The organism is Pseudoxanthomonas sp. LjRoot204_2, from assembly GCF_056175765.1.
In genome coordinates, this window is record NZ_JBGFFG010000295.1 from 1 (window position 1) to 4267 (window position 4267).

Consider the following 4267-nt stretch of genomic DNA (forward strand, 5'->3'; position numbering starts at 1 on the left):
AGGACATCCTGCGCGACACCACCGCATATGCGCACCAGCGTGGCCTGCGGGTCAGCGGGCACGTACCGGCGTTCCTCCGCGCGCAGGACGTGGTGGAGCAGGGCTACGACGAGATCCAGCACATCAACCAGGTGATGCTGAACTTCTTCGTCACGCCGGAGACCGACACGCGCACGCTGGCGCGCTTCTACCTGGTCGCCGACAGGACCGATGGCCTGGACTTCGACAGCAAGCCGGTGCAGGACTTCATCGCTGAGCTGGCGAAGAAACAGATCGTCATCGACCCGACGCTGGCGACGTTCGAGTTCATCCACCAGCGCGAAGGGCAGCTGTCGCCGATCGTCGCCGACGTGGCCGACCACCTGCCGCCGGACGTGCAGCGYAGCCGGCGTGCGGCCGAGATGGACATCAAGGACGATGAGACCGGCGCGCGCTACAAGCGCAGCTTCGACAAGCTGGTCGACTTCACGGGTCGCATGTATCGCGCGGGTGTCCCGCTGGTCGCCGGGACCGACGAACTGCCGGGCTTCACCCTGCAGCGCGAACTCGAACTCTATGTGCAGGCCGGACTGAGCCCGTCGCAGGCCCTGCAGGTAGCGACCTGGAACGGTGCGAAGTACAGCCGCACGCTGGACGATGCCGGCTCCATCACGCCGGGCAAGCGCGCGGACCTGGTGCTGGTGGATGGGGACCCCACCGCCAACATCGCGGACATCCGCAAGCTGGCGCTGGTCATCAAGGATGGCCGGGCGTATTACCCGGCGGAGATCCACGAAGCGCTGGGGATCACGCCGTTCGCGCCACCCATCAAGGTCCAGCCGGCTCGKTAAGCCGAAATGACGTTGTGGGAGCGACGTCAGTCGCGATCAGACTGCCGCTGCGTTTCATTCACGACTGACGTCGCTCCCACCACAGCGGGCAATCACACCAGGATTTCGTAGCGTCGCCAGATCCACGACAGTTCGTACAGCAAGGCCGTCACAGCGAAGATGGCGTGATAGCGCGGGTTGCGCGTGGCGATGGCGGCCAGGCTGCCGGCGATATACATCGTATTACGCACCCAGTACTCCGGTCCCAGCTGCTGGGCATAGGCCGCGCCCTTGATCAGGGTGTCGCCGATGTCGACGACGAACATCACCGCCAGCAGGCCGAAGAACCAGCGCCGCCGTCCATAGTAGTAGTCGTGGTAGCCGACGCCATCGGCCAGCGACTCGGGGAACACCAGCGCGCACAGCAGGTACAGCAGCAGCGCGTACAGCGTGACGAACAGGTAGAGGTTGAAGTTCCAGTGCGCCTGGTGGGACAGGCTGAATTCCCACCACCAGAAGTGCAGGACGTAGACGAACATGAAGGCGGCCCACAGCAGGTGCACGCCGTAGATGCGGTGCGCCTGCGGACGTTCGACGATGCGCGCAACATGGCGCAGCAGGTGGGTCAGGCCCAGGCCGACGATCATGCCCAGCAGGATGCGGACATGGATGTACAGACTGGCATGGCTGGCGGGGTCGGCGTAGTGCATGGCGGTATCATTGGGCCCGTATGGACACGGTAGCCGAATCCGGACGCCGTTCCCATGGATCGGCGTGGGCCCGGCGGCTTGCCCGGCGGACGCGCCGGGTGTCTGATAGCGCCTTTCCCGGAGCCAATCACCCCATGACCACCGCCTACGATTTCTCCGCCCAGGACCTCGACGGTCGCGAACGCTCGCTGTCCGAATACCAGGGCAAGGCCCTGCTGATCGTCAACGTGGCCTCCAAGTGCGGCTTCACGCCGCAGTACACCGGCCTGGAAGCCCTGTGGCGCGAGTTCGGCCCGCAGGGTCTGGTCGTGCTGGGATTCCCGTGCGACCAGTTCGGCCACCAGGAGCCGGGCGACGAGGCCGAGATCCGGAATTTCTGCTCGCTGAACTACGACGTGACCTTTCCGATGTTCGCCAAGATCGACGTCAATGGCGACGGTGCGCATCCGCTCTGGAAATGGCTGAAGAAAGAGAAGGGCGGCCTGCTGGGCATCAGCGCCATCAAATGGAACTTCAGCAAGTTCCTGGTCGGGCGCGACGGACGGGTCATCAAGCGCTATGCGCCTRCCGATACGCCGGAATCGCTGGCGGGCGACATCCGCGCCGCACTGGGTTGAGCGCGACGGCATGAGCGGTGTGCACGCCCCGTCGTTCCATATCGCGTTCGGTACCACCGACTACGGACTGCGCGCGTGGGTGACCGGTACGAACGGCACGCTGGAAACGACGCTGGCGTACTGGCAGGCCATCGCGGAGGAAGTGCGTCGGCTAACGCCGCCGTCTCTGCTGGTGGTGGACGACATGGAAGGCTTGCCGCCTCCGCCCGCGCAGTTGCTGCAGTTCGTGCAGGCCATGCAGGGGCAGGGGATGGAGGCCGTCCGCATCGCGTACGTGGAGAAGCACGCCGAACAGCTGCCCGAGGTGGAGTTCGCCGGCCTGCTGGCCAACGAGAACGGCTTCGATGCGCGTGTCTTCGCGGACGAAGCCGCGGCGATCCGCTGGCTGCGCTACGGCGAACGCTGAGCGTCCAGGCGTGCAGGGCCGGCGTCCGTGAGCATGCGCCGGGCGAGGGGGGACCACACCTTCCACGCATGGCCGCCCTCTGCCACGACCACGTGCTCCGCCGGCAACAGTCCGGCCAGCGGCGGCATGGCGTCGGCCAGCCGGTCCTCCGCGCCATAGCCCAGCCAGACGGAGCGCGTACGTGCCGGATCGGCTTGCCAGCCCTGCAGGTGGCGCCACAGCTCGCGCTGGTAGTTGCCCGCATCCACCTCGGCCGGTACGGGCCCCGCGTCCCACTGCCGCAGGCCCCGCGTGCGGATGTCCTTCACCAGCGAGCGGTCGCCCAGATAGGGCGCCAGCAGCACCAGGCCATCGGCGTCGCCGGGATAGGCGCGGTCGTACATGAGCGTGCCCATGCCTCCCATGGAGGCTCCGATCAGCCAGACCTCGCGATAACCGCGGGCACGGGCGGGCACGATCACTTCATCGTGCAGTCGCTGCGGCGCGCGTCCCTGCATGTAATACGCGAAGCCAAGCCCGGTGAGCACGACATCCGCATCGGGCCACGCCGACTGGATGGCCGGCGCGATGCCGCTTTCGCGGAGCGCCTGCACGTCGTCGCCGCGTCCGGGCAGCACCACCACCAGACGCGTGGGGGGTGACGCCGCCGGCACCAGCGCCTGCGGCACGGGCGCCCGGGCATCGATCGCCGGCAGGCAGCCCGCGAGCGCCAGCGCCATCACGATCACGACCCACCGTTTCCCCGTGCCTGCCATGCCGTGCTCCCCGCGTGCGATGCACGGAGACTAGCATCGGCCAGGCGACGCGCGCGTGCATGCGGGGCTGGACGCAGCGCCATGTCCCGACCGCGACGGGCTTGGCGTTCTATCCGTCATGCGGGAAACAAGTCTCCGGGAGATGACGGTGGTCAAGAAGGCGTGGGCGTTCGCCCTGCTGGCGTGTGCCGGCATCTGTGCGGACGCATCGTTCGCGGCACCGGTGCCGCTGGCCGTGGTGGGCGACTCGGACAGTCACGCTTACCACGACCGCACGCAGTTCACGGGCGAAGACGGCGCGCGCGGTGGCGTCTTCCACGACACGACATGGCAATGGACCGAGTGGCTGCATCGGCTGCGCGGCGGCGAAGTCGACCAGGGGCACTGGGGCCGTTCCGGCAGCCGACGGATCGTTGCGATGGTGGAGGAGGCGCTGGGCCTGCCGGCGCGGACGCCGGAGAAGGAGGACTTCGGCTACAACTTCGCCGTGTCCGGCGCGGTCTGCAACGACCTGATGAACGTACAGCGCCAGGTGCCGCACCTCGTGCAGCAGATGGACGAAGCACCCGCCGCGTGGCGGGGAGGCATCGTCGTCGTCCGCATCGGCGTGAACAGCTTCGGCCAGCGTGAGCACCTCGACCGGCTGGCCGCCTCCGCCGACGATCCTGCCGTGGCATCGGAGATCGACGGGTGCATCGACGACGTACGCGCGGCGGTGTCGTACCTCCATCGCCACCATCCCGATACGCGGGTGGTGCTGGTCGGCATCTTCGACAACGCCAACATCGGCGAGAACGTACGACGCTGGTCGTCAGCGCGCGAACAGGCCAACATCACCCGCGCACTGGATCGCTACGACGCCGCGCTGAAGGCCATGGCGATGCGGGATCCCCGCATCGCCTTCTTCGACGACCGGGCCTGGTTCGCAGCGCTGTGGGGTGGCCGCGACGCGACGGCTCGCGCGGCATAC

The 4267-nt window shown here is 67.5% G+C and carries 6 protein-coding genes; 4 read left to right on the top strand and 2 right to left on the bottom strand.

Going from position 1 to position 4267, the window contains the following annotated elements; translation table 11 throughout:
* Window positions 1-830 (top strand): amidohydrolase family protein (locus AC04L7_RS13320; protein ID WP_475513179.1); only part of this gene is annotated, 830 nt, incomplete at its 5' end.
* 92 nt (window positions 831-922) lie between these two features.
* Here the strand turns inward: AC04L7_RS13320 and AC04L7_RS13325 are convergent.
* On the bottom strand, window positions 923-1519 hold the full coding sequence (locus tag AC04L7_RS13325; RefSeq protein WP_435999065.1) for a hypothetical protein: 597 nt from the start codon (window positions 1517-1519) through the stop codon (window positions 923-925).
* A gap of 134 nt (window positions 1520-1653) precedes the next feature.
* Here AC04L7_RS13325 and AC04L7_RS13330 point away from each other — a divergent pair, with 134 nt between their 5' ends.
* Together AC04L7_RS13330 and AC04L7_RS13335 are read left to right on the top strand one after the other, a co-directional pair.
* Entirely contained in the window at window positions 1654-2136 is a 483-nt protein-coding gene (locus AC04L7_RS13330) for a glutathione peroxidase (protein ID WP_475513180.1), read from the top strand.
* 10 nt (window positions 2137-2146) lie between these two features.
* Entirely contained in the window at window positions 2147-2542 is a 396-nt protein-coding gene (locus AC04L7_RS13335; RefSeq protein WP_296281226.1) for a hypothetical protein, read from the top strand.
* Here AC04L7_RS13335 and AC04L7_RS13340 read toward each other — a convergent pair.
* Window positions 2527-3297 (bottom strand): alpha/beta fold hydrolase, encoded by a 771-nt coding sequence (locus AC04L7_RS13340; protein WP_435999062.1) that lies wholly within the window; start codon window positions 3295-3297, stop codon window positions 2527-2529. The two genes, AC04L7_RS13335 and AC04L7_RS13340, sit on opposite strands and share 16 nt — an antisense overlap.
* Window positions 3298-3439: 142 nt before the next feature.
* On the opposite strand from AC04L7_RS13340, the gene AC04L7_RS13345 reads away from it, so the two are divergent.
* Window positions 3440-4267: SGNH/GDSL hydrolase family protein (locus AC04L7_RS13345; protein ID WP_475513181.1), on the top strand; the 828-nt coding region annotated here is incomplete at its 3' end.